The sequence below is a fragment of the Candidatus Pseudomonas adelgestsugas genome (genome assembly GCF_004124255.1).
GTDB classification, from domain to species: domain Bacteria; phylum Pseudomonadota; class Gammaproteobacteria; order Pseudomonadales; family Pseudomonadaceae; genus Aquipseudomonas; species Aquipseudomonas adelgestsugas.
On sequence record NZ_CP026512.1, the window covers coordinates 429,448 to 453,252 of the forward strand.

General features: G+C 38.2%; 12 protein-coding genes and 1 pseudogene. 7 read left to right on the forward strand and 6 right to left on the reverse strand.

The annotated features are described in order from the left end of the window. The first annotated feature begins 347 nt into the window (after positions 1-347). From rlmB to dnaB, 6 genes are all read left to right on the forward strand, one after another. Complete coding sequence (rlmB, locus tag C3B55_RS01050) at positions 348-1,103, forward strand: 23S rRNA (guanosine(2251)-2'-O)-methyltransferase RlmB (protein ID WP_129210697.1); 756 nt, start codon at positions 348-350, stop codon at positions 1,101-1,103. 309 nt (positions 1,104-1,412) lie between these two features. Further along, positions 1,413-1,808, forward strand: a complete 396-nt coding sequence (rpsF, locus tag C3B55_RS01055) for a 30S ribosomal protein S6 (protein ID WP_129210699.1) — start codon at positions 1,413-1,415, stop codon at positions 1,806-1,808. 30 nt (positions 1,809-1,838) lie between these two features. Next, entirely contained in the window at positions 1,839-2,069 is a 231-nt protein-coding gene (rpsR, locus tag C3B55_RS01060; RefSeq protein ID WP_129210701.1) for a 30S ribosomal protein S18, read from the forward strand. Positions 2,070-2,108: 39 nt separating this feature from the next. Then, the gene (locus C3B55_RS01065; RefSeq protein WP_129210703.1) at positions 2,109-3,002 is read left to right on the forward strand and encodes a YybS family protein; all 894 of its coding nucleotides are present in this window, start codon (positions 2,109-2,111) and stop codon (positions 3,000-3,002) included. Positions 3,003-3,020: 18 nt separating this feature from the next. Further along, a complete protein-coding gene (gene rplI, locus C3B55_RS01070) occupies positions 3,021-3,455 on the forward strand; it encodes a 50S ribosomal protein L9 (protein ID WP_129210705.1) in 435 nt (144 codons plus the stop codon). Between the two features lie 109 nt (positions 3,456-3,564). After that, positions 3,565-4,959: a replicative DNA helicase gene (gene dnaB / locus C3B55_RS01075; RefSeq protein ID WP_129210707.1), complete on the forward strand. Its 1,395-nt coding sequence runs from the start codon at positions 3,565-3,567 to the stop codon at positions 4,957-4,959. 779 nt (positions 4,960-5,738) lie between these two features. Here dnaB and nadE read toward each other — a convergent pair. Further along, positions 5,739-6,566 carry an ammonia-dependent NAD(+) synthetase gene (gene nadE / locus C3B55_RS01080; protein ID WP_129210709.1) on the reverse strand — a complete coding sequence of 276 codons (828 nt, stop codon included), beginning with the start codon at positions 6,564-6,566 and terminating at the stop codon, positions 5,739-5,741. A gap of 3 nt (positions 6,567-6,569) precedes the next feature. Further along, the gene (gene pncB / locus C3B55_RS01085) at positions 6,570-7,784 is read right to left on the reverse strand and encodes a nicotinate phosphoribosyltransferase (protein WP_129210711.1); all 1,215 of its coding nucleotides are present in this window, start codon (positions 7,782-7,784) and stop codon (positions 6,570-6,572) included. A gap of 1,727 nt (positions 7,785-9,511) precedes the next feature. On the opposite strand from pncB, the gene C3B55_RS04630 reads away from it, so the two are divergent. Beyond that, complete coding sequence (locus tag C3B55_RS04630; RefSeq protein ID WP_457912682.1) at positions 9,512-9,640, forward strand: hypothetical protein; 129 nt, start codon at positions 9,512-9,514, stop codon at positions 9,638-9,640. A 2,817-nt stretch (positions 9,641-12,457) separates the two neighbouring features. Here C3B55_RS04630 and C3B55_RS01090 read toward each other — a convergent pair. From C3B55_RS01090 to purH, 4 genes and pseudogenes are all read right to left on the reverse strand, one after another. After that, positions 12,458-13,068 (reverse strand): annotated as a pseudogene (locus C3B55_RS01090) (TetR family transcriptional regulator). Between the two features lie 3,677 nt (positions 13,069-16,745). After that, the gene (locus C3B55_RS04550; protein ID WP_157978047.1) at positions 16,746-16,883 is read right to left on the reverse strand and encodes a hypothetical protein; all 138 of its coding nucleotides are present in this window, start codon (positions 16,881-16,883) and stop codon (positions 16,746-16,748) included. A 1,989-nt stretch (positions 16,884-18,872) separates the two neighbouring features. After that, positions 18,873-19,022, reverse strand: a complete 150-nt coding sequence (locus C3B55_RS04555; protein WP_157978048.1) for a hypothetical protein — start codon at positions 19,020-19,022, stop codon at positions 18,873-18,875. Positions 19,023-22,164: 3,142 nt separating this feature from the next. Then, complete coding sequence (gene purH, locus C3B55_RS01095) at positions 22,165-23,772, reverse strand: bifunctional phosphoribosylaminoimidazolecarboxamide formyltransferase/IMP cyclohydrolase (protein WP_129210713.1); 1,608 nt, start codon at positions 23,770-23,772, stop codon at positions 22,165-22,167. Positions 23,773-23,805: the final 33 nt, after the last annotated feature.

Sequence of the window (23,805 nt, forward strand, 5' to 3'; positions counted from 1 at the left end):
GTCCCAAGAAGTTTATACCTAGAACTAAAGCTCCAACAGGCAAAAATATCCCCACAAAAGCATCGACTGTACCTGTACTATCTAAACCTGACAGTCATAGTTTTTCGACCAAGAAAAAAGGTACTGGAGGTATGTTGTCTAGGTAATACCACGATAAAACATACAGAAGTGCCGAAGAGCCATGAGTTATAGCAGTAGTTGTTCAACGCAGCAAAAGCAGTGGTAAAATGGTATCGAGAAAAAAGCTCCAGGATATCTAAAGGAAACTAGGCATATAGAATAAAATTCTGCTGCAAGCAGGTTTTGCGCTAGTGAAGGCAGCTGGTTATGCAAACATACGGCGAGTTATGAACTTGGAAAATATTTATGGCGTGCATGCTATAGAATCACTGCTACGTCACCATCCTAAGCGTGTTAAAAAAATATGGTTGGCTAAAAGCCGCAGTGAACCGCGAATACAAGTGCTAGTTGAGCTAGCCACACAAAATAAAATTGTCATCGCTCAAGTTGAGCGCAGTGATATGGACATGTGGGTGAAAGGTGTTCACCAAGGCGTTGTCGCAAATGTTAGCCCAAGCCAGATTTTTGTTGAAACTATGCTCGATGAGTTACTTGATCGTACCGAAAGCGTACCACTACTGCTAGTGTTAGATGGTGTAACCGACACGCACAACTTAGGTGCTTGTTTGCGTTCGGCAGAAGCTGCTGGAGCACTAGCGGTGATTGTGCCTAAAGATAAGTCAGCAACCATAACGCCAGTCGTACGTAAAATTTCTTGTGGTGCGGCAGAGGTAATTCCGTTAGTGGTTGTGACTAATTTATCGCGCACTCTGGAGAAACTTAAGCGGCGCGGTCTGTGGGTTGTTGGTACGGCGTGCGAGGCTAAAATTAGTATTTATGACCAGGATTTAACCGGTCCGACTATTTTAGTTTTAGGCGCTGAAGGCAAGGGTATGCGCCGTCTGACCTATGAATATTGCGATTACCTGGTGTATCTACCGATGGTTGGTAGTGTCAGTAGCCTCAATGTTTCAGTCGCGACCGGTGTGTGCTTATTTGAAGTTCAGCGCCAGCGTAGCGCTCAAGTCAAGAGTAAAAAATGAAAATTACTATAAGATTTGGTTTGCGCAGGGCGTGGCCGACCTACGGTAATATGATTTTTTTATTTAACTAAAATAACGGTACCCTTGTCGCTGACAAGCCTAGTGTCTGCATTGACTTTAGAGTGTTTAGTTAATTGCTTAAATAAGCACCAATCACCTTGCGTCTGTCTCACTCCTTCTCTATAATTAACCCCTAGCCTTGCTGGCTGGGCACTTAGTTGTCTGTATGTGGCAAGATCTATACAGCAAGCGTATTCACTCCTTGTCTGACCATTTTAAGCGGCAGGCTATAACCCGTAAGGAGCATTTGTGCGTTATTACGAAATTATCTTTTTGGTCCACCCGGATCAAAGCGAGCAAGTAGGCGGTATGGTTGAGCGTTACACTAAACTGATTGAGGAAGATGGCGGCAAAATTCATCATCTAGAAGATTGGGGCCGTCGTCAATTGGCTTACGCAATTAACAATGTCCACAAAGCTCACTACGTGATGCTAAATGTCGAGTGTACCAGTAAATCACTGGCTGAGTTAAAAGATAACTTTCGCTATAATGATGCAGTAATCCGTAACCTTATCATCCGTCGCGAAGAAGTCTTTACTGGTCAATCAGAGATGCTCAAGGTTGAAGAAAACCGTAATGATCGTCGCGATCGTTCTGGGCATGAAAGTACTGATAGCGATCATAGTGATAGCTCTGATGAGTAATTCACGGACTATTTTAAGGAATCATATCAAATGGCACGCTTCTTCCGCCGTCGTAAATTTTGTCGATTTACTGCTGAAAATGTGAAAGAAATCGATTATAAAGACCTCAACACTCTGAGAGTTTATATATCTGAGACCGGTAAAATTGTGCCAAGTCGTATTACTGGTACTAAAGCACGTTATCAGCGTCAGTTGGCTACCGCTATTAAGCGCGCCCGCTTCTTGGCTTTACTATCCTACACTGACAGCCATGGTCGTTGAGACCAAGCAAAATCAACGACGTAGTAATGCATTAATGTTATGCGCGCTCTAGCTGAGTTTATTATGCATAGTCGCGTACAGGCTGCGCTAGTAGTGGCTGGATGTGTATCATTGCCTTTGTTTTATTGGCTTGGTGCTGCCGCAGGTTGCTTGATACTCCTAAAATATGGTTTAAAGAACTCCTTTGGCGTTCTCTCTCTAGGATTATTGTCAGCCTTGATTTGGTGGCTGCAATTTAGTGATCCACGTGTACTGCTAGTGCTACTTGGGTCATCTAGCCTTGCGTTGGTTTTACGCGCAAGTGAGTCCTGGGTCCGCACGCTATTAGTTAGCGTGGCATTGGGGTTAATATATTCAGTAATACTCAGCAAAGTCTTTTGCTCACAAATCGAGGCGTTGTCGCAAGAGATCATCAAGATTCTGCCAATGATTATTGAGGATTTTTATAGGCAATTGTTAGTAGGTGAGAGAGCACGGTTAGCATTAATGATTACTCCAATTCTGACTGGCCTGATTGCAGCGTTGTTGCAGTTTGTCAGTGTGCTCAGCTTGATTCTTGGACGTTACTGGCAGGCAGTATTGTACAATCCTGGTGGTTTTAGTCGTGAATTTTATAATATTCGACTTCCTGTCGAGCTAGTAATGTTACTACTGGTGTGTATAGTTTCTGGGCTATACTGTGGTTCACAGTTAGTCTTGTTGGCTCTAATTTGCAGTGTACCGCTAGTGTTTGCTGGTCTAGCTCTGATTCATGGGCTAGTTGCGCAAAAGTACCTAGCTAAATTTTGGCTAGTAGGGCTGTACGTTACATTCTTACTATTCATGCAACTTATTTATCCATTACTCGTAATTTTGGCTATTTTTGACGGCCTTATTGATTTTCGTAGTCGTCTTACGTTGAGAGACGCTGATAACTCGAGTGATAAACATTAAAAGTTTGAGGATGTTCACATGCAATTGATCCTTCTAGAAAAAATCGCCAACCTTGGCAATCTAGGTGACAAAGTGAAAGTTAAAGCTGGTTACAGCCGTAATTATCTATTACCATACGGTAAAGCAACGGCTGATTTAGTTGCGTTTGAAGAGCGTCGTGTAGAGCTGGAAAAAGCAGCAGCAGACAAAAAATCTTCTGCTAAAAATCGCGCAGCTCAGTTGGCTGAGCTAGAAGTTACTATCACTGCAACTGCTGGTGCTGAAGGTAAACTGTTTGGTTCTATTGGTACGCATGACATAGCTGATGCACTGACTGCTTCCGGTGTTGAAGTGCAGAAGAGAGAGATTCGTCTACCGAGCGGTACTATTCGTAATTTAGGTGAATTCAACGTAGCCGTGCACTTGCATGCTGAAGTTGAAGCCATCGTACGCGTTGTCGTGGTGGCGGCTTAATCAGTCCTAGTTGGCTAGCATATTACGTATTTGACAATCAATATCTGGCACGATCCTGCCTATAGGTCGTGCCTTTTGTTTTTTTACAACTATTTCATTCCATGTAATTATGAATAATACTTCAGTTTCTGAGCAATACGACCTGCAAATTAGTGCCCTAAAGGTACCGCCGCATTCTATCGAGGCTGAGCAGGCAGTGCTCGGTGGCTTGATGCTTGACAACAATGCTTGGGAACGCGTGTTAGATCAAGTTTCAGACGGTGATTTTTATCGCCATGACCATCGCCTAATCTTTCGTGCTATCACTAAGCTAGCTAATCAGAACTCTCCAATCGATGTAGTTACCTTGGCAGAGCAACTAAATAAGGAAGGTCAGACTCCTCAAGTCGGTGGTCTAGGTTACTTGGGTGAATTAGCAAAAAACACGCCATCAGTAGCTAATATTAAAGCATATGCACAGATTGTCCGTGAGCGTGCTACTCTGCGTCAGTTAATAAGTATTAGCTCTGAAATCGTTAATAGTGCTTTCAGCCCAGAAGGCCGTAGTGCCGCTGAGATCCTTGACGAAGCTGAACGGCGGATCTTTCAGATTGCTGAGGCGCGCCCAAAAACCGGTGGCCCAGTCAGTGTCAGTGATCTACTGACTAAGGCTATTGATCGGATCGACATGTTGTTCAGCACTGATAATTCTATTACCGGTATTTCTACCGGCTATACCGATTTAGACGAGAAGACTAGCGGCCTGCAGCCGGCTGACTTGATTATTGTTGCCGGCCGTCCATCAATGGGTAAAACTACCTTTGCGATGAATTTAGTAGAAAACGCTGTATTGCGTAGCGATAAAGCTGTATTGGTTTATTCATTAGAGATGCCAGGTGAGTCACTGATTATGCGTATGCTTTCATCGCTTGGACGTATCGATCAAACTAAAGTGCGTGCAGGTCGCCTAGAAGATGATGATTGGCCACGCCTGACTTCAGCGGTTAACCTGCTTAACGACCGTAAGCTATTCATTGATGACACTGCCGGTATCAGTCCTTCTGAAATGCGTGCACGTACTCGTCGTCTGGTACGTGAGCACGGTGACATCGCCATGATCATGATTGACTATTTACAGCTTATGCATATTACTGGGTTCAGCGGTGATAATAGGACCAACGAAATCTCTGAAATCTCCCGGTCTCTTAAATCATTGGCTAAGGAATTTAACTGTCCAGTTGTGGCGCTATCGCAGCTTAACCGTTCCCTAGAGCAACGCCATAATAAGCGCCCCGTAAATTCAGACTTGCGGGAATCTGGAGCTATCGAGCAAGACGCTGATGTCATCATGTTTGTATATCGTGACGAGGTGTATCATCCAGAAACTGAATATAAAGGAATTGCTGAAATTATTATTGGCAAGCAGCGGAATGGCCCAATTGGCTTTATTCGCCTGGCTTTTATTGGTAAGTACACGCGTTTTGAGAACTTGGCACCAGGCCGTTATAGCTTTAATGAAAAGTAGCGCGTAGCATCTATAATGTATCATCGTGGGCAAGCCTGCTACCATATTTTTTTAAAGGTATTTACTTTTTAAGTATTGAGAGTGAACTAATTCTACTAAAAATGGCACCACCACAATGGTGCCCATAATCATAAATCGTTGGCATTGTACAAATTTTGCGCTTATAGTATTATATAAAATTTACATCGAAATACTGATTACTGCTATGCAAACAGCTGAGATATTAATTAATTACCATAAGTGTTAACCTCAGTTTTTAGATTCTACGTCATTGTTTTTATATCGTAAGGAAATGATAGATTTAGTCTAGTCTTACTATGTCAATAGTATCATTATTATTACTAATTATTTATGTGGTGATCCACTAATAGCTTGCTATGCTATAGCAAATGCCGTGATCACGCCGTAATTCGTATATAGCTAGAGTCATATGGAAAACCTACATTAATATATCTAAGTTATAATTAAGTGCTAAATTTTGTTACCTGTATATCTATCATTACTAAAAATGATCTAAAAAAATATACTGCTCGTTGTATTATGGCCAATCCCAAAATTATCAGTTTCAGCAAGGCAGATTCTGCGATTTTTTATGCGTCAAAACTGACTATTAGCATGGATTACTTATTATTTTGCTTATTTTTAGAGATTACATCATCAACGATAAAATACAATATTATTGTCATTTAAGCTTTGAATCCGCTAGAACAAGGTGTACTTAGAGGATCTTTGTTTTAGCAATTAATACCGTCTTGACTAGCTTATGATGGTGATTTACTTCACGGCGAAAATGGCATAACTCGTTTATGTCTAGTCTTATAATATGTGTCGCAAATTATCTTAAATGCTTTTTCACAAACCGGCTCACCGTATAAGAACGCATCAATCTCAGCGTAGGTCACGCCGTAAGAGACTTCATCTGGCTTGCCTGGTGATAGGTTTTCAAGGTCTGCTGTTGGAATCTTTTCCACTAATGGCTCCGGTGCGTTAAAGTATCTAGCAATTGTCCGCACTTGGTTTTTTACCAGCCCACTCAACGGTGCTAGGTCGCAAGCACCATCACCGAATTTAGTAAAAAAGCCCATTACAGCTTCTGCTGCATGATCAGTACCAATCACCATGCCATCATATGCACTAGCGATAGTGTATTGCGTAACCATACGTATACGTGCTTTAGTATTACCCAGCACAAAATCACGTGATACGGCTGTTTTGCCTTGAAGCGCTTTTACTTCATTTGCCATAAATTTCACTACTGGGCCGATATTGATAGTGTGGTGTTCGTCTGGCTTGATAAAATCAACTGAAGCATTAGCATCGTATTCATCGAACTGAGTTTCGTAAGGCAATCGTACTGCTATAAAACGGTAGGATCCATCACCAGTGTTAGTACGCAATTCTTTTATTGCCTTTTGAGCCAACAGGCCAGCAGTTAGAGAGTCGACGCCCCCGCTAATACCTAGAACCAAGGACTTTAGCCCGGAATTACGCAAGCAATCTTGGATAAAGGTAATGCGGCGATTTACTTCGGCGTCAATGGCTGTCCAGTCTTTGAATGGTGCTTGGACCTTGAGTTGCTGCGCAATCTCACGCTGTATAGATTGCATAATTCACTCCTTGCTAGAAATATCGGGTACATTAAAAACATGACGTAAGTAGGCGACAAAATTTTGGTCATTACAATGGGTCTTACCAGTTTCATCGGAGATCTTTGCGACTGGCTGGCCATTGCATGCTGTCATTTTAAGCACTATGCTCATCGGTTGAATACCTGGAATATCGCAGGTTAAGTTGGTACCGATACCAAAGCGAACATTAATGCGGCCACGTAAAGTACGGAAAATCTCTAGGGCCTTAGGCAGCGATAGGCTGTTAGAAAACACCAAAGTTTTACTCATTGGTTCGATGCCAAGTTTGTTATAATGGTTGATGGCTTTCTCGGCCCACTGTACTGGGTCTCCAGAGTCGTGACGCAGACCGTCAAAAAGCTTGGCAAAGTACAAGTCAAAATCGTTTAGGAAGGCATCAGTAGTGATACAGTCTGTCAGCGTGATGCCAAGCAGGCCGCGGTACTCTCGTACCCAGCAGTCGAGCGCAGCGATCTGACTATCGATTAAGCGTGGGCCGAGTTGTTGGTGGGCCATGATCCATTCGTGAGCCATAGTACCAAGTGGCCTAATATTAAATTTGTAAGCCAAATGTACATTGCTGGTACCGACAAAATGCCCAGGGAAATCATGCTTGAGAGCTTTTACTACGTCTTCCTGTACTAAGTACGAGAAGCGTCGGCGCGTGCCGAAATCAGCTACCTGCAGTTCTGATAACTCATCACTGCTAGCATTAGCAGTCAGCCAGTAGAACTTGCGGTATAGCTGCTCGCGAGCTTGCTCAATGAGTACCGTCTGATAGCGATAGCGGTTACGAACTTCGCTAACAATGGCCAGCATTGGTACCTCAAACAAGATTACATGTAGCCATGGTCCTAGCAGGCGAATAAACAGCTCGCCTTTTTCAATTCCAGTTTTTACATAACGTAAGTTGAAGCGAAACAACCCGAGGAAGCGTAAAAAATCTGGTTTTATAAAGCTGATGCCTTCAAGGAAGCCTAATTTATCTTGATCCAAATTTAGCTCGGTAAGGAGCTCAATTTGGTAGCGGATTTCTGTTAGGTACTGGCTTAGGTCCTCGCTATTGCGGCAACGAAACTCCCATGCAACCTCTACATTTGGGTAGTTGTGTAACACCGCTTGCATCATGGTTAGTTTATAAAAATCAGTATCGAGCAAGTTCTGTACGATGCGATCAGTAAACACACTCTCGCTCATAACGGGAATCTCCAGACGTGTTGGCGACGTGGCCGTTTTTTATATGTACTTTCTAAAAAAATAATGCTAGTAGCGTATAAAACTATCGGGTTTTGCTAGTGATTTTTTTAGAGTAGCTGCCTGCGATAGCGTTAGTATAGCCACAAGATATTTTAATCTACGCAATTGTCTACTTTATAGCTTCGCTCACTTTAAGTGCTTTTGCTAAGTTCTTGAGATAAGTCATACAATATGTATTGTAGCTCGGTATTGCATGCTGCTAGAAAATCATTAGTCGGCCGTTGACCGATTTTGTTATTAGAAAATGTAGCAATAAAGCTATTGTACAGACTATTTGTGCTGCATAAATATATGTTAGGAGATACAAAAGCGCAGTTTATGGTAGTTGCGTTCGATGTCAAAAAACCTAGCTAGCGAATCAGTTGTACTAATTTTTATAGTGGCAAGATGTTGTACAGTAATACTAAATTGCTCAGCTGTGTCTAGTTTAGAAAATGGTTGTATGAGTAGGTTGCTCTACGCACATACCTGGTGTTAGTTGGCTTGTGCCAAAGATATGAGGCTTAGACATTAGCATAATCTCAGTTACGTTGTTATCAGAGCGTATATGTAATGGGTAGATATCTTAATCTGCATAATTATCTTGTGCACTTCTAACAAGTAGAAGTTGCCAGCTAGAATCAGCTGTAGATGACTAAAGCACTTTGCAAAATAGCAGGCACGGCTATAATTGTATATTACATATTTGCACTTACTACGCTTTGCATGAGATTCATGATTCCTATTCAACTAGATCAAGTCCAGGTATTGACCTCAAAACTATATCTTGCAATTATTAAAGATAAATATATTGTTTAGAGCTGCACACATCTTTTATTTTTTATATTTAAAACAATATAATAATATTATGTATAATTGTCATTTGTTAGAAAGTTTTAGTTTATCTATAGATAAACTCAAGCTACCTCCTTAAGCCCACCAAGCAATACATTAAAATTTATTGCTTGGTGGGCTTAAGGAGGTAGCTTGAGGAAGTGACTCGTATTGCTATTTTACTTGACGGTCTAGGGAAGTATATTAATACTCTATATTAATTGTGCGAATAGCTATTTTGTTCTTTAATTGATAGTGACTGGTATCAGCATCGTGCAATCATAAGGCTTTATATAAATAAAGTAATATATCAGTTGTGCCGAGTATGTATGTTAATCCTGATATATGATGAGGGCAATAATGTCAATGCCTGCAAAACATATATTTTGTGTATATTTACTACAGGCACTAGTATAGCGGAGTAATTTATATAGGCAATAGGGAGTGATTGTTGCATAGTCAATGTAAATATTAGCTATAGCAGTATAGAGATTAGCCAGTATGTTTGGAGTTGAGAAAAAATTTTTGGATAATGTGATCTAGTTTAAATGCATATTTCTGATATATGTGCCACTAAACTCACATCGTGAACTTCTGGCTAAAATTACTGTTGACACTAAATATTACATTTAGGTAATTCTTCAAATTACAGTATTGTTTTTAATGTTTAATTAGACGCGCAATTAAGCACACAATGTGTGTGAAGTCTCATCGTAAACCAGCAATATTTCTACGTGAAATAAGTTCATGTGAACGATTTACCCACGCTAGCATGTATTGCGCCGGCATTAAAAATAATTTGAAAGTGGATGTATGTGTAATCGAGGCTTAAATGACAGTCGGCAAGGATAGTCGTGACCTTTGTTAACAAAGGCGGTGGTATCAATGGTGAGCAGGTTAAAACAGTAACCAGTGAATATGCTTATAAGCTAAAGCATCATGTTGCTGTAGGTGATCGTTTTACGGATAACGACAGCAATTAGAGATGCCTTGTTACTTCTGTTTGCGTAAAGCCATTCAGGCGTTTAAGAGTTACATTGAAGTAGGTGTTATCATAACCCATTGCAGATTCTTTATCAATTCATAGGAAATAAAAGCTTTTTAGGTAGGAGTATTCGTTTGCTGCATGACAAACATGATTTTATGGTTATCTTAGTAAAACATGATATAAAATATAATGATGAGTGTTTCACACTATATCATATTGCTTGCTAGCAGCAATATGAATGACGTACGTAATTCACACGCCATTGACAATAACTAAAAAGTTATTTCGTTTTATGTGAGTGTAGATGAGAAAAGCATATATTAACATGTCTATTTTTAAAATAGAATATTTAAATGTATTTATAGTCAAATGCAGATTTGAATTGTTTTTATGTATCAATAAAGACAAAGCTATAAGCTTTGATCGATTTTAGCAACATTAGCAAATTTATGCTGTTGATGTTGAGCTTTGGCTAGCTATGCGTTGAGTTTACGAAAATCCTCTATAGACGTGAATATTATTCTTACAATTCATGCCAACTATATTGGCCTACAATGATACTGCGTGTAGCAGAAAAGTGGCTGGTTCTTTTCTTTTATGACCTTAAAAAAATATATTAATGTGTACCATGACGATTAGTGATAACTATTACACTGGAAGATATGCAGTATTTATTCGAGTTATTTTTATGATGCATGGTTTTATCTTATTGGCTATAATTATAGCCTGTGAATAGTCAGTGCCTATCATCGCATCAGCGATAATGGGCTGATTTAATTTATTGCTAATAGATAAGCTGATTTTAGGTCTAGCGATATTAGTTGTAGTGAAAAATATCTTCGTTACCACAGCAAGCTACTTGCTTATCAGGGTGAGCACCTTCTTGGTAAAGAAAAATATTAACTATACTATGCGCTTATTGAATTTAGTGTATGTGATAATTAACTACGATATTTGTTTAACTGATGCTGATAAAAATTGTCGGTAAAATAAAGAAGTGCTTGCCGTTTATCTCGGTAAGCACTAATCATAATTACTTGATGTAGGTTTTTATCTTTTTGTAGTGTCTACAAGTTTCCTGCTAGATTGTGGAAAACAAATCTAGCTAGTCGCTCAAGATCTATATGTAGTAGCCGTAAATCCTTATTTTATCATAGTTTGACTTATCCTTATTTGTTGTAAAATCTGTTGCGAGTAATGTGAGGGTAGCTGGCTAAGCACCTTTAAAAACGTGGCATGCATAATAGTATTTGTTTCTTAATTAGTCATTTTATCGCTACTTATCAAGGGTTTTATCAACCTGTTTAAAACATATGTATATGATTGATTGATATCTTTGATCCTGTTGATAAGTCTGTGACTAAACTCTAGAAAGACTGCCATAAAAGTAAACATTGCTTACTTAAAGCGATTGTTCTCATTTGCTATTGCTATAATCCTGCATGCACTCTAGCTAACATTAAGCAAAAAATTTTGCTATTATTTGAATATATCACATAGAACGACGCAAAGTTTTTACGCTTATCCATAAATACTCTATATATGCAATTATGAGCAACCTGTGCGTATATGAATACAAGTTATATTCTATAAGGTTTTGGTTGATCTAACTCAAGCTTAACAGTGTATATAGAAAAAATGGATGTGTTAATATACGTTAGGCTATCCATACAATGGATAAACCAAAAGTGGTGTTGCCAAAATTATCATAATCAATACTAGCTATGTTGTACCTGGTTTCGTTAAAACTCTACTAGCAATAGCTGTATCACTAATTACAAACCTTTAGTGGCTATTAGTTAAACGGTCAAGATATCATTAACACCGTTAGCGGGTTGTTCTGGCTAGTGCTATAGACAGGCTGGCGATAGTGCTGACATAATTTTGTCATGGATGACCTACTTGACGCATGCGCAAGGTGTAGTTAGTTTTGTGGGTATCGTTTGTTTAAAAGCGGTATGCATTTCTTCATTATGCTTTGTATATAACTGTACTAAACGTAGCTATTTATGTTGAGTAGCTACGTGCGATAAGTCAAGTAATATCAGCTATTTTCTGCTTGCGTTTAAGTTTAGCTATCAATATGACACTTAGAATGCGAATACGGCAGTGGATCAATAGGCATTGAGAAGTTTTCAGTTAAGATCAATAAACAAGCTACAGCGAAAAGTATTTGCTAATCGCATGTACGTATATGAGATTATTTGATTCATATAGTTTTTTCTAAATTAAGCATTATAGAATATATAGTACTAGATACAGTATTCTACTGTATAAATCTTTTGCGTTTTGTATGTAACTTATTCTATCTAACTTGCATTGGTTTGTCCTGTAAGTGTTTATGTAACCACTAAATGTAGTATTCAAAAAAGTTACGTGCTGTTTTATTTAAATGAATGTCATATTTAATTCACACCCATGATAATTATGTTTGAAGTATTTTTTCTTGTATTTCATTGCTGTCAGTCTAGCCTATATCTTTATATTAGCTTCAATGAATTTTTAAGCGTGCAATGTTTTAGCAAATCAACTTAATTCTAACTATTTTCTCATTTATCAGTATAAGATTCAGGATAATATTTATCTGTCGTATATCACCATATACGTTGCAGTTTTTTAAGAACAATTGGTTTGGTTAAGTCTGTTATGTTTGCCTATATATTGCACATAGGTAGATCTATGCATTAGCTTGGTACTGGTAAATGCGTAAATATTAATTCATTGAACGGTAGCGATTGGACAAGTATTACGTTTTAGTCAAGTGCTTTAATTCAGTATGTTCGTTAGTTTATTTAGTACTGCCAAGCCCTTGCTAATGCTTAAGGCCGATAAAAATAAAGTGCAATTGCTGAGCAATTTTTAATTGTGGTATGAGATAAGCAGGCAAAGCCTGCGCCGGTGGATCTCTAATATCAGGTAGAGCGGCAAACACACTTTTGACGATTAGATAGGCCATCACATGTAAACCTTTAGCATCCAGGTGTTAAAGTTTAGATATCAACGTGAGGTCTAATGCCTAAATCGCAGGTAATATCTGCCCACAGCTTAACGATAGCTTGGCGTAGGGCTAGGCAGCCACCATATTGTTCGCGGGCTATGAATAGGAACTACGAACGGTTAGCTGAGACGACATCTAGAAAAATCCATACGGACGTACCAATGATGCTGTCCATGAAAAATTCATTATGACGTACTAGGCGAATATTGACACGAAAGGTCTGGACGGATTTCGTTGAGCAATACTAGCTAAAGCTGATCCATATCTGCAAAATGGCGATAGAATCCGGTTGGTATGATTCAATCAGTTTTAGCTACTTCGCGTAGGCTTAAGGCTACTTGAACCCACAGCCATACTCCATCAGATAGCGTGCTACGTCTATTTAAAGCACAGCTGATCTGTTTCTTTTGTTCGATACGAGACATCGTCGGTGAACGGACTTTAGTAATGCACTTTAGCAAAATATCTGCATCAGTAACATCGGCTTTAATAATGATTATGTAACCATGATAATAAAACTTATAAATCTAGTTATACGTGATCTTTGACTAAAAATTATGTATTCGCTACTGTACGTTAACTGGCTGTTTATTAATTTATATGCGAGCATTATAGTCTATTTCTATAACCTTGTGCGGTGCTATTATAGTTTGTGTTTGGTATCAGCTTATAGCCAGGCCATCAAATGGCTAGCTTTAGTGGCACTTACCTAAATAGTGATGAGCATAAATTAACGCGTACTATAACTGTAGTTATAGATATAAATAATATAAAGCACTAAACACTGAGAATTAACTAACGAGACTAATTTCTCACACAAGGTACTGCGATGTTATGGGTTGCAAGTCTTACAGAGTATCCTCTATGTTGTCAGCGCATTTGTTTTCCTAGGTTAGATGCCTTCACGAATATGGCGCATTGTCGAGTATTGCTTGCTTAATGTACTGGATAATTTTAAGATAACTGTCTATCGTAAGCCGCTTAGACACTGAATCTTTATAGATTGTTATCTTCATGATATTTTTGCTGTATCTTAAACGTAAGAGTTTTTTTAAAACAGGTAGAGATTATATTATGCCTCACAGGAATTAGTTTATTATACGTTCGACTAGTTTAATTGGTGTGCCTAGTTTCATAAGTGGTATGTTTAAAAGACTTCTTAACAGTGATGCTGGTTTTAAAGTCGTTACTAATCAAGGTGAGATCCATTTATGCTAATACTGTGAATGTTAACGACACTAAAATCCTAACACTACAGCAGTAAAAAAATAAATGGCTAGTGATGCCACGACAAAAAACTAAAACCTTTATTGGTATCTATTTAAAGAAATAATAGCCATATGCCATGGTCAGACTATGATATTTATAATAAGCTATTTATTAGTAGGAATCACGCTACTTGTACAGTGTAAGAAAGATTCTGTGTAAATTCTCACCCAACTCGTAGCCATTTCGAGTTTAACGAGTAATTTGACTTATACACCACGACATTTTTTAATCCGTTTATTTTAATGCTTTATGTTAATATTTTTTCTTCATCAAGTGTTTTTTCTAGTCAGATGCATTATCTTTTAGTTGGTTATTGCTGTTCATACTGCGCACACTACTGCCCAGCTCCTTAGTTTATATACTGATTAACGTGTTGGTCACGCAATGATAGCGGTTGATTAATGGTCAATGTTATTGGTTGGTTTGCGGTAAGCCTTGCTTGATCTGATTGTCAGCGTAGTGCTCCGTAGCATGCGATTGCTATATTGTTACGAGTGCTTAATCTGACTGCACGTTATACCTATAGCTGCCGTTATACAGACATATATATCTCTGATTAAAATTATGATTTTGCTTATGTTCTTGGTAAGGCCTACTGCCTGGATAAGAAACTTGATCTTTATTGCCTTAATTAAACATTCTACTTAAAGCAATTGCGTCGTCATTAATGATCTATAGTCAGCTTGATACCTTCGGTAGAATTATCTATAACCGACTATCGTATGCGATTTATCAGTACATGATTGATGTTTAATTTTGAACTATTGTCGCTAATCATTAAATCAGTCTTCTCTGCGTTAATACTTTATTTGTATTAACACCTGAAATAAGTGTACAGGTAAATGTAGGAGCTTCCTTAGCCATATAACTAGGGAAACACAAGAGTTTATCAACAGGTTTTTCATTGTTTAGTTACCCAAGAATTTTCTGGCACTGAGGTACATGTTAGTGGGTGCCACTTGTATGCGCTAGTCAGGCTTTAATCAGTTAATAGATTTGTTATACAAAGTTCTTGTGTATTCTTTATTTGAAGCAAACTAATTAGGATATAGAACCAATAAAGTTTATTAGTACCAGCTACTATCAGTAAATGTTTACTAGTAAATTCTTTAACAATTTAGTAGTGAGCTAGGTTTCAGTGTTAATCATATCTGCTACTGATTTTTAGCAGCAACAGTTATGTATCTTACATTGGCAGTCTGTTTAGGTAACTCTTTTGACTGCAGGAAAGCAGTCTGGTCTTACGTTGTACTGAGGTAATCAGATACATGGTATCAAGAACTTTCTTAATATAATTTTTCTGCTTGCCGCTTAATCGTACATGTTTGAACACTGTGGTTTTCTGAGGTCTGTGTTTAATGTCAATTAAGGCTATATGCATTTCTTGTATATTAGTACGATCGAGGTTTACACCGATTCATAGCTTTACTGTGGCTAGTATTAGTCCTTGGGTGCGTATATGGTGATGCTGACAAACGGAGCGCTACAAAGCAAAATAGTCACTATTTCTAGAGTGACTATAGTGAACTAGATCTTCATACTATGGCTTATCTTAGCGCCCTAAGTATTGAGCTGATTAGCGTATTGCGGACACGAAAGACTGCCTAAACTACACTAAACGGCACTGTGCTCAATACTTATATAATTAGCTTGAAATTAAGCTAATCTTAGCTGCATGGATATTAGGTAGCTCTAGATATTATATAGTGTTGCGTCAGTCTTATATGAAGTCCTGGTTAACAGCGTGTACGCTGGAGCCTTCTAGACATGTCTTGCTTATGAGTAGCCAAGTCAGTGTTTACTATGGGCATCGTGTAAATGCAATAATGAATATGCAGTTTTATGGTAGCTGTAGGTTTGGTAGCACTGAAATGTCGCTAGATAGCTACTCTGGATGAGATATTCAACATTGTTCGTACTAAACACCTGGGCATAAGCCTGGTTGATACGAGGCTGATGCTTCAGATTGCGAGATTTCCTGTCAGTAGTTCAGTGTTAACACTGAACAGTTCTTTTTCGCTAATAGTAAACAGCGCTACCGGTATATTGAGTAGCTTTCAGGTTTTGATGATTTAGTTTTTATATAGCAATATATCTAAATTACCATGTACAATAAAAATAATAACAGTCTCGCTGCCATTGGAGCGATTCTTAATATTGGTGATAATATTCTAGTAATCGATAGTTGGTGGGCTAAACTGGATGTAGATTGCTTTAATATTATTTTTGTTTGCTACGCTCTTTAAACGTAAGAATAAGCATGCAGTCTTATTGATTGCAGATAAATATATATAGTTAGTACCGAGCAAGAAAAAATGTTTTGCATAATTATTATATTTATTTATTAGTTACAAATAATACATTGATTGTTTGTTAGTTAAATGCTGCATTAGTATTGCAAACTTTTTTAGCGAACAACGTTTAACCTAATATCGGAACGTAACCATCATGAATGCAAGTATCTTGCTATTCATGCTATCTTTATATTGATACCCCATAAATAGTTATTAATATCATATCATTAAGCGATGTTTTATAGATTGCTATAATCATTAGCAATGAGTCAGGTTGCTTACCGAGATGATCTTGGTCGACTTGTATGGCCCAGTTTAGACCAATTGCAACAATTGATGCCAAGACAGTGAGAGACTTAACCAAGTTGTGATATTTAATAATGTCAATTATTACTCCACTACAATAAAATAAGCCACCACTTAAACTATTAAGTTAGTACGTAAAAATACGCAGCAGGTTCAAATCGTAGTGAATTGATACTTAGTCCATTGCTAGTTGTGTATCTATTCACAAAAAACAGTACAGCTTATTGGGTGCACTAAAATTGTAGGTATTGGGAGATAAGTACTTGAGTGTTATTTTTGAGGAGCGCTACTGTGCGGACACGCGCTAGCATAAAATCTGTACGCAGCAAAGATATGCCACGTAATGTGCGGAAAATATTAGCCGTAGTCATCAATATACGTGAAGTGCAATGAAGACTATATGTTTATATCCAGTTATCTTTATCACTGTTAGGCACACCTTAATACCCATCACTAACCTGGACAGTGATGGTTTGTTCATAAATGCATTTTTATGTTTTTTCTTAAGTTGCTCTTAGGCAACATGTTAATGATTATAACTTTTTTAGTCTTTTACATATCAAATTTAGATAACTTACTATTCTGATATATGTTCAGTAATTTTTTTCTGGAAAATCACTATGTTTATGGGTCGCGGCAATAGGGTTTGTCAATAATATTGACTATCTGTATGACTCCTTTAAAAGGTTGATTAAAAGTCTTGACCGTTGACTAGTTAATTTTATTTATACATATGGTACCGTTAGGGTGGTTCAGATACTTAACCTCAAATATCTCCTTTAGCAACTAAAAAAGACATCTGTATGCTGCTGTAAGTTGGAACGCGATTACCTTGTTTATATGTGAACCTCATAGCCACATAGGCTACTTTAATTAAAGTATTGGACATTAGCGCGTATTATCTAAAGTGAACCTGACGGTTCAAACGCAATAGTCTTCTGTTAAGATTTCTGGGGCAGTAATTAGGTCTAGTTTTTAGTTAATATCGAAAACGTATTGCCATCCCATACGTTTTGTTGTTCTGCAGTAAAAACACATTCTTTGCTGTGGTGGGAAAGGCTAACAAAGCTAAAGCGAAACTAATAGTTAGCGATATTTTGTTATGCTGCACTGTACATTCAGTTTTATGCTCCAATTAGGAATATTTGATATTCCTGGAGATTTACTTTCCAGCATTGAATGATGCATCATTGAGAATATAAGCTATTACACGTAAATGTAAGAAGTAATATCTAGGCAGGATATCTTGCTGTATCAGACGTATGAACAGTGGAACCATCAGTTCGCAAAAAAACTTGGGTTGTTTCAACAGTGAATTGACTACATTTGTAACTATAATGGCCCAAAAAAAACTGATGAATCTGCTAGTAGATATTGTAATACGCTAGTTATTAATCAATCCATCAAAAAAAATATTTTATGCGTACATTGCGCTAGTTAAGGCTTACATGGTTACTATTGCTTGTTCATGGGTGATCAATGAATTTAATGGTTTAGCCATGCTCATCAATATCAATAGTTATGGCAGTGAGGTTTACTTATAAAAACGCTAGCAGTTCCCAGTCAGCTAAGCTTAAACTAGGCTAAGCATATATTATATCTCTGCCCAGATAGTGCGGTTGATACTTAATTAACAGAACACAGGCGGAGCCAAATCTATTCTGCATTACATAAGAAACCAGTATTAGTACGTTAATACGTATATCTGCCAGTATATTATCTATATTAGGTATCACTAATTTATGTAGGATCATGATAAAGTGTTATTTCTGGATCGTATAAATCAATTGTAGCGCTACATTATTTATCAGGAACTGCTTTGTGTTTGGTGATAATGTCGTTGTAGTTGAAGACTATGATAAATTTTAGACTGTGCCTCACTGCGAATTTCCAGTTGACGCTAGTTTATCTAGTGTCAATATTATCGAGAAGGTTATACCTACTGGAAGTATCGATCAGAGTCTGCGGTATAAAGCCAAGCAAATGGAAGTGATGATGTACCTTACAGCTATCATAGAAGAATGCGTGGAGCTGTTTGCATGTTAGTTATTTTGTATTTTGGTAGCTGATGCCTACATCTAACCTATTAAGGCTTTAGCGCGATCTTGCACGTCGAAGACGAAATGCACGTTAGTAGTCTAAAGTGTTTTATTGAATAGTTACTTTGTTTACTAGAGCTGGCAGGACGTTGAAGATTTTGGATATTTTGGGTATTCTGACTAGAAGTCAGATATTTTACTGTAGATGGCTATATGACTTACAAGTCATAAGGTGGTGCAGAATGATCTTGAGATCATGTTGAGATAGATGTGGTTGATCGTATATTTTTATATCTCCTTATAAATTATATTGCGTCGCTGTTATAGCTTTTGGTGATCGCTGCAGGTAATGGCTGGTGCGGCTACTAAAGAAGCAGTGCCGAGCAAGTAAACTAGATATAGCAGGGAGTTCAGGACCATGGTTAGGTTATCTAAGTTACTCTTAGGTAAGCCGTACAGTATGTTCGTCATCGATCACTTCAAGGCAATCATAAGACAATTATCAGGTTCAAGTTATGCATGCTGGCTTATGGTGCTTATATTCCAAAGTTTAACTAAACCGCAGTAACTTAAATTTGTAGCATTAGTCAAGTTTAGTTAGTCGGTTTACTTAAAATAAGTAATTGCGGTTGCTAAAACAGTATATAGGCGAGAAAAATGAGCTATTTTTACCACTCTATAAAGCCAATAATGGTATGTTTTTCTAAATTTTGTATTTAGCCGGAGCTAGCGCTTATTGGCCCAGTTATAGAGAGTGCGGTGTATAGCTATCGAATAAACTCTACATGGGCGTGCGGGTCCGTCCATATAGAGATCACCTACATTCATGCGAAAGTCGAAGGTGTTTATAAACTCATGCAGCACTACGATACTAATATAGTAGTTATTACTAATGGTGTATTTTATATATTTTGGTGTTCGAGTAATACAGAATTATGTTCAATTATGCTGAATATATAAGCAAAATAGAACCGTATGCTGCTCTGGCTGCTATTATATTTCTTCTAACCAATTCGGTATGCTCAGATATCGCTTTTAAAATTAGTGCGATAAAGTTAAAGCTCATGATCGATCTAGTCTAACCTAATTATATTAATCTTATCTAGATAATAGTTAGCTAGATTATTGGCGTTCTTTAGTTTATTTAATTAAGACATAAAATTTAGTTTTCTTACAATAGTGGTGAATCAGCTAAATTTGCTATCAAGTAGGATAGTTAGCTATCATGCTAGGTTATGTTTTAGACTGCTATGTCTACAACTTATTGAGGAGCGGTGAATGTAGTGCATTTTAGTAAATGCGGCCAACTATTGAGTTTATGGTACAGGACTGCAGAAGTATACAGGCTATTACTTTCCAGCGGTTTAAGTTGTAAGAGGATTAATGTTTAGCTGCTGGTTGTCGCCAGGCAATTCGTGTAACCGCACATTGTTGGCGAGATAAAACGAATACATCTGTATTCGATGTTAAGTACTGTTTAGCTCTTGAGCAAGAGTAGCATTTGCTTAAATGTTTAGATCTAGCAGTTACTGACTTACTCATGATTGTGCTTAATACCAAAGTAATTCTGACACGCTAAGTTATTATGTATATAGTTTTCGCTTTCGTCATTTTAGCTAATAGCGCTATTTTATAAGTGCTGCAGTTTATTGGTAGCGGTGACGTTGCCTTTAAGTTGCTACTTGTTGTTCAAGCGCATTTGTTAGTTTGTTCAGCATAACACCGCAATAGTTCTCTTAGTTTTGGTTATCGTAATCGTATTATACTAAAGGTCCAACGTATGTTATTAACTCAATTTTAGTGTATTGGCATTAAGGTAGATAATCACGCAGTTATAGTGTAGGTAGTTAAGTTTTATGTTGCACATCAAAGTATTGGTCAGCAAGCTGACGTTATTTAGGACTGACTGCCGGGAATTATAAGAAGCTATAGTATAAACGAATATGGTTTTTCGATATTGCTAAAAAATATTTTTTAAATTGTGCTGATCGCTACATTTGTGTCATACATAACTATATACTAATAAAAGTTAGGTTAAGAGGTGCCTCTACGCCACCTTTGCGCCCTTATCTTTGGCAGAACTCTCTAATATTTTGTTAGTCTAACTTTCTGCGCTGCTTGTGATTTGTAGGGCCATAACGATTGAATGTTAATCACAGCATTGGTTGGCATGTTCAAGTGGATTTGCTTGTTATCTATTAGCTAGTATTAGGGGTGAGGCTGGATGATATTATTTCGATTAAAGCAGATACATGCTAGATGCCTGTTACTTATTCAGTTGTCGGATAATAGCTTTTTAAAAAGCACGCTAACTGTGAATTATGACGAGCAATAATATAGAAATTTTCTATATACAATATTTATTGTTTATGCAAATAAAAGTTGCGCAAAGAATGTAGACATGTTCCATATCTTTTGTATCAGATAAATGACTTTGCTTCATGCAAAGTGCTTATGCAAAGCACCTAAAGTAAGGTCAGGTTTTAATTCATAAAATGCGCTAACATTCAACAATTAATACCAAGTTATCGCCGGATCACAGCTTTTGATAGCTCACTGTGTTAGCAAATATCTATCAGGCAGCTAAGCTGGTTTACTAGCCAAGGGTCTTATTCTCATGCAGGAATAGCGTTGTTGCGTGGGTTGTTAGCAAATACTTCAATGGATGAATGCGTCTTCAGCAGTAGTGGAAAAAAAGTGATGCTATATAGCTAGGCTTAATCTTGTATGCATTAACCAGGTTGACTGTTTGCTTTAAATGCAAAATTACCACGGTAAAATATAAATGCATGGCTACTGTTGGTTATATGTTTATTAGCATTAGCATATGTACGTTTTCCGTGGTTCATGACGCGTTTTGTTTAGCTTTGTGTATTAAGGTTTAGCGCCTATTGACTGACTCTGGTATTTTATTCTAAACCTTTACCCATAGCTAATTCTGTATCTATATGGGTATTGCTTGTCGAAGGAAGAAGTTAATTACAGGTTGTAAACCTATTAATTAGCTCATAACCAGTAACATGCATTGTTACATAAAGTGATGACTACACGTAGATTACGCTAAAACACATAGAACGACGACCGCTTCAATGTAGCAAAATAGCTTGCCTATAACTAATCGCGCAAGGCAGTCCTACCAAGAGGTATAAACCAGATACTATCAACATTACGCTACAGCCTATAGAACATTCTATTGGGCAATTGCTAACAGTGCTGATCCTAAGGCCTAGGTTAAGAATAAGTAGAGTATAGCATAGTTAGCAATTTAACCATAAAATACATGGTGACGCTGAGTTGCACCAAGATAAAAATAACTTTTTAGATTCGAGGTATGCCCTAACTACATATTGAGCGACATGTAGTTAGTAAATTACATAGGCTTACACTTAACCGAACGGATAGCTATGCATGTATAGCTGTTTATCTTTTTTAAGATACGGTGCATTGATCGGTGCTGTTTCAGTAGTTAAGACATTTATTCTTAAATAAATTTAGATGAAATTGAATTTTTCAGATGAAATTAAATTCTTGAGCATACTATAGGTATGAGGTTTCCTGTAGTATCTAATCTTATTTTGCTTTTACAGAAAAGCCCATGCTGATTTTAGATCTATTAATGGCGGAAGTGGCGCATACCCGTGAAGACCATTGCGATGTTCGCTGCGTTGGCAGCAGCTATGACTTCTGTATCACGCATCGAACCGCCAGGTTGAATCACAGCGGTAATACCGGCTTTAATGGCATCATCCAAGCCATCCCTGAACGGGAAAAATGCATCTGACGCCATTACAGAGCCTTCTACTCGTAAACCAGCGTGTTTAGCCTTGATCGCGGCGATACGTGCCGAGTGTACACGGCTCATCTGGCCAGCGCCAATACCGATAGTCTGGCAGTTTTTGACGTAAACAATAGCGTTAGATTTAACATATTTAGCCACTGTCCAGGCGAATATAAGGTCGTTGATTTCTTGCTCAGTTGGAGCGCGTTTAGTTGCAATCTTCAGGTCTTTACTACTAATTATATAGATATCGCGATTTTGTACTAGTAAGCCGCCATTGACGCGTTTATAGTCCCAGGCAGCAGCGCGTTCAGTAGACCATGAGCCACAAGTTAGCAAGCGTACTTTATCTTTAGTGGCAACTATGGCGCGGGCTTTCTTGCTGACGGATGGTGCGATGATTACTTCAACAAATTGACGCTTAATGATCGCTTGCGCGGTTTTTGTATTCAGCTCGCGGTTAAAGGCAATGATACCACCAAACGCTGATTCAATGTCGGTGGCGTAAGCTAATGCATATGCCTGGTGGATACCTCCTTCAGTGTTTAAGCTCATAGCTACGCCACATGGGTTAGCGTGTTTGACGATTACGCAGGCCGGTTTAGCAAAGTTCTTTACACATTCCAGTGCAGCGTCAGTGTCGGCCACATTGTTGTAAGAGAGTTTTTTGCCTTGCAGCTGGGTCGCGGTAGCGATACTTATTTCGGCTGGTTTAGCTTCTACGTAAAACGCTGCGCTCTGGTGCTGATTTTCACCGTAGCGCATTTCTTGAGCCTTGATGAACTGGCTATTGAAGGTGCGAGGAAATTGATTTTTATCTTGTGTGCTCAGGGTCTGAGCAGCCTGATTCACAGTGCCCATGTAGTTAGCAATCATGCCATCGTAAGCAGTTGTATGCTCGAAAGCCTTCAGCATTAAGTCGAAACGCTGAGCATAGGTAAGTCCACCAGCTTTTATGTTTTTAAGCACTGTGGCGTAGTCGCTAGCGTTAATTACTACGGCTACGTCTTTATAGTTTTTAGCTGCAGAGCGAGCTATGCTAGGGCCGCCGATGTCGATGTTTTCGATGGCAGTTGGCAGGTCACAGCTTAACTTATTAATGGTAGTTTCGAACGGGTAAAGATTAACGGCCACTAGGTCAATCGGTTTTATGCCGTGTTTGGTCATAATAGTGTCATCAATACCACGGCGACCCAGGATTCCTCCATGGATTTTCGGGTGCAGTGTCTTGACTCGACCATTCATAATTTCTGCAAAACCAGTGTAGTCTGCGACTTCTATTGCTGCTACCCCATTGTCATGCAGCAGTTTAAAGGTCCCACCAGTGGATAGGATTTCTATGCCGAGGATGTTCAGTTCCATGGCAAACTCGAGTATTCCAGTCTTATCCGAGACGCTAATCAAGGCACGGCGTATCGGTAAGCGGGTGATTTGGTCAGTCATTTTAATTTCCATTAAAAGCAAAATAGTCAGCAA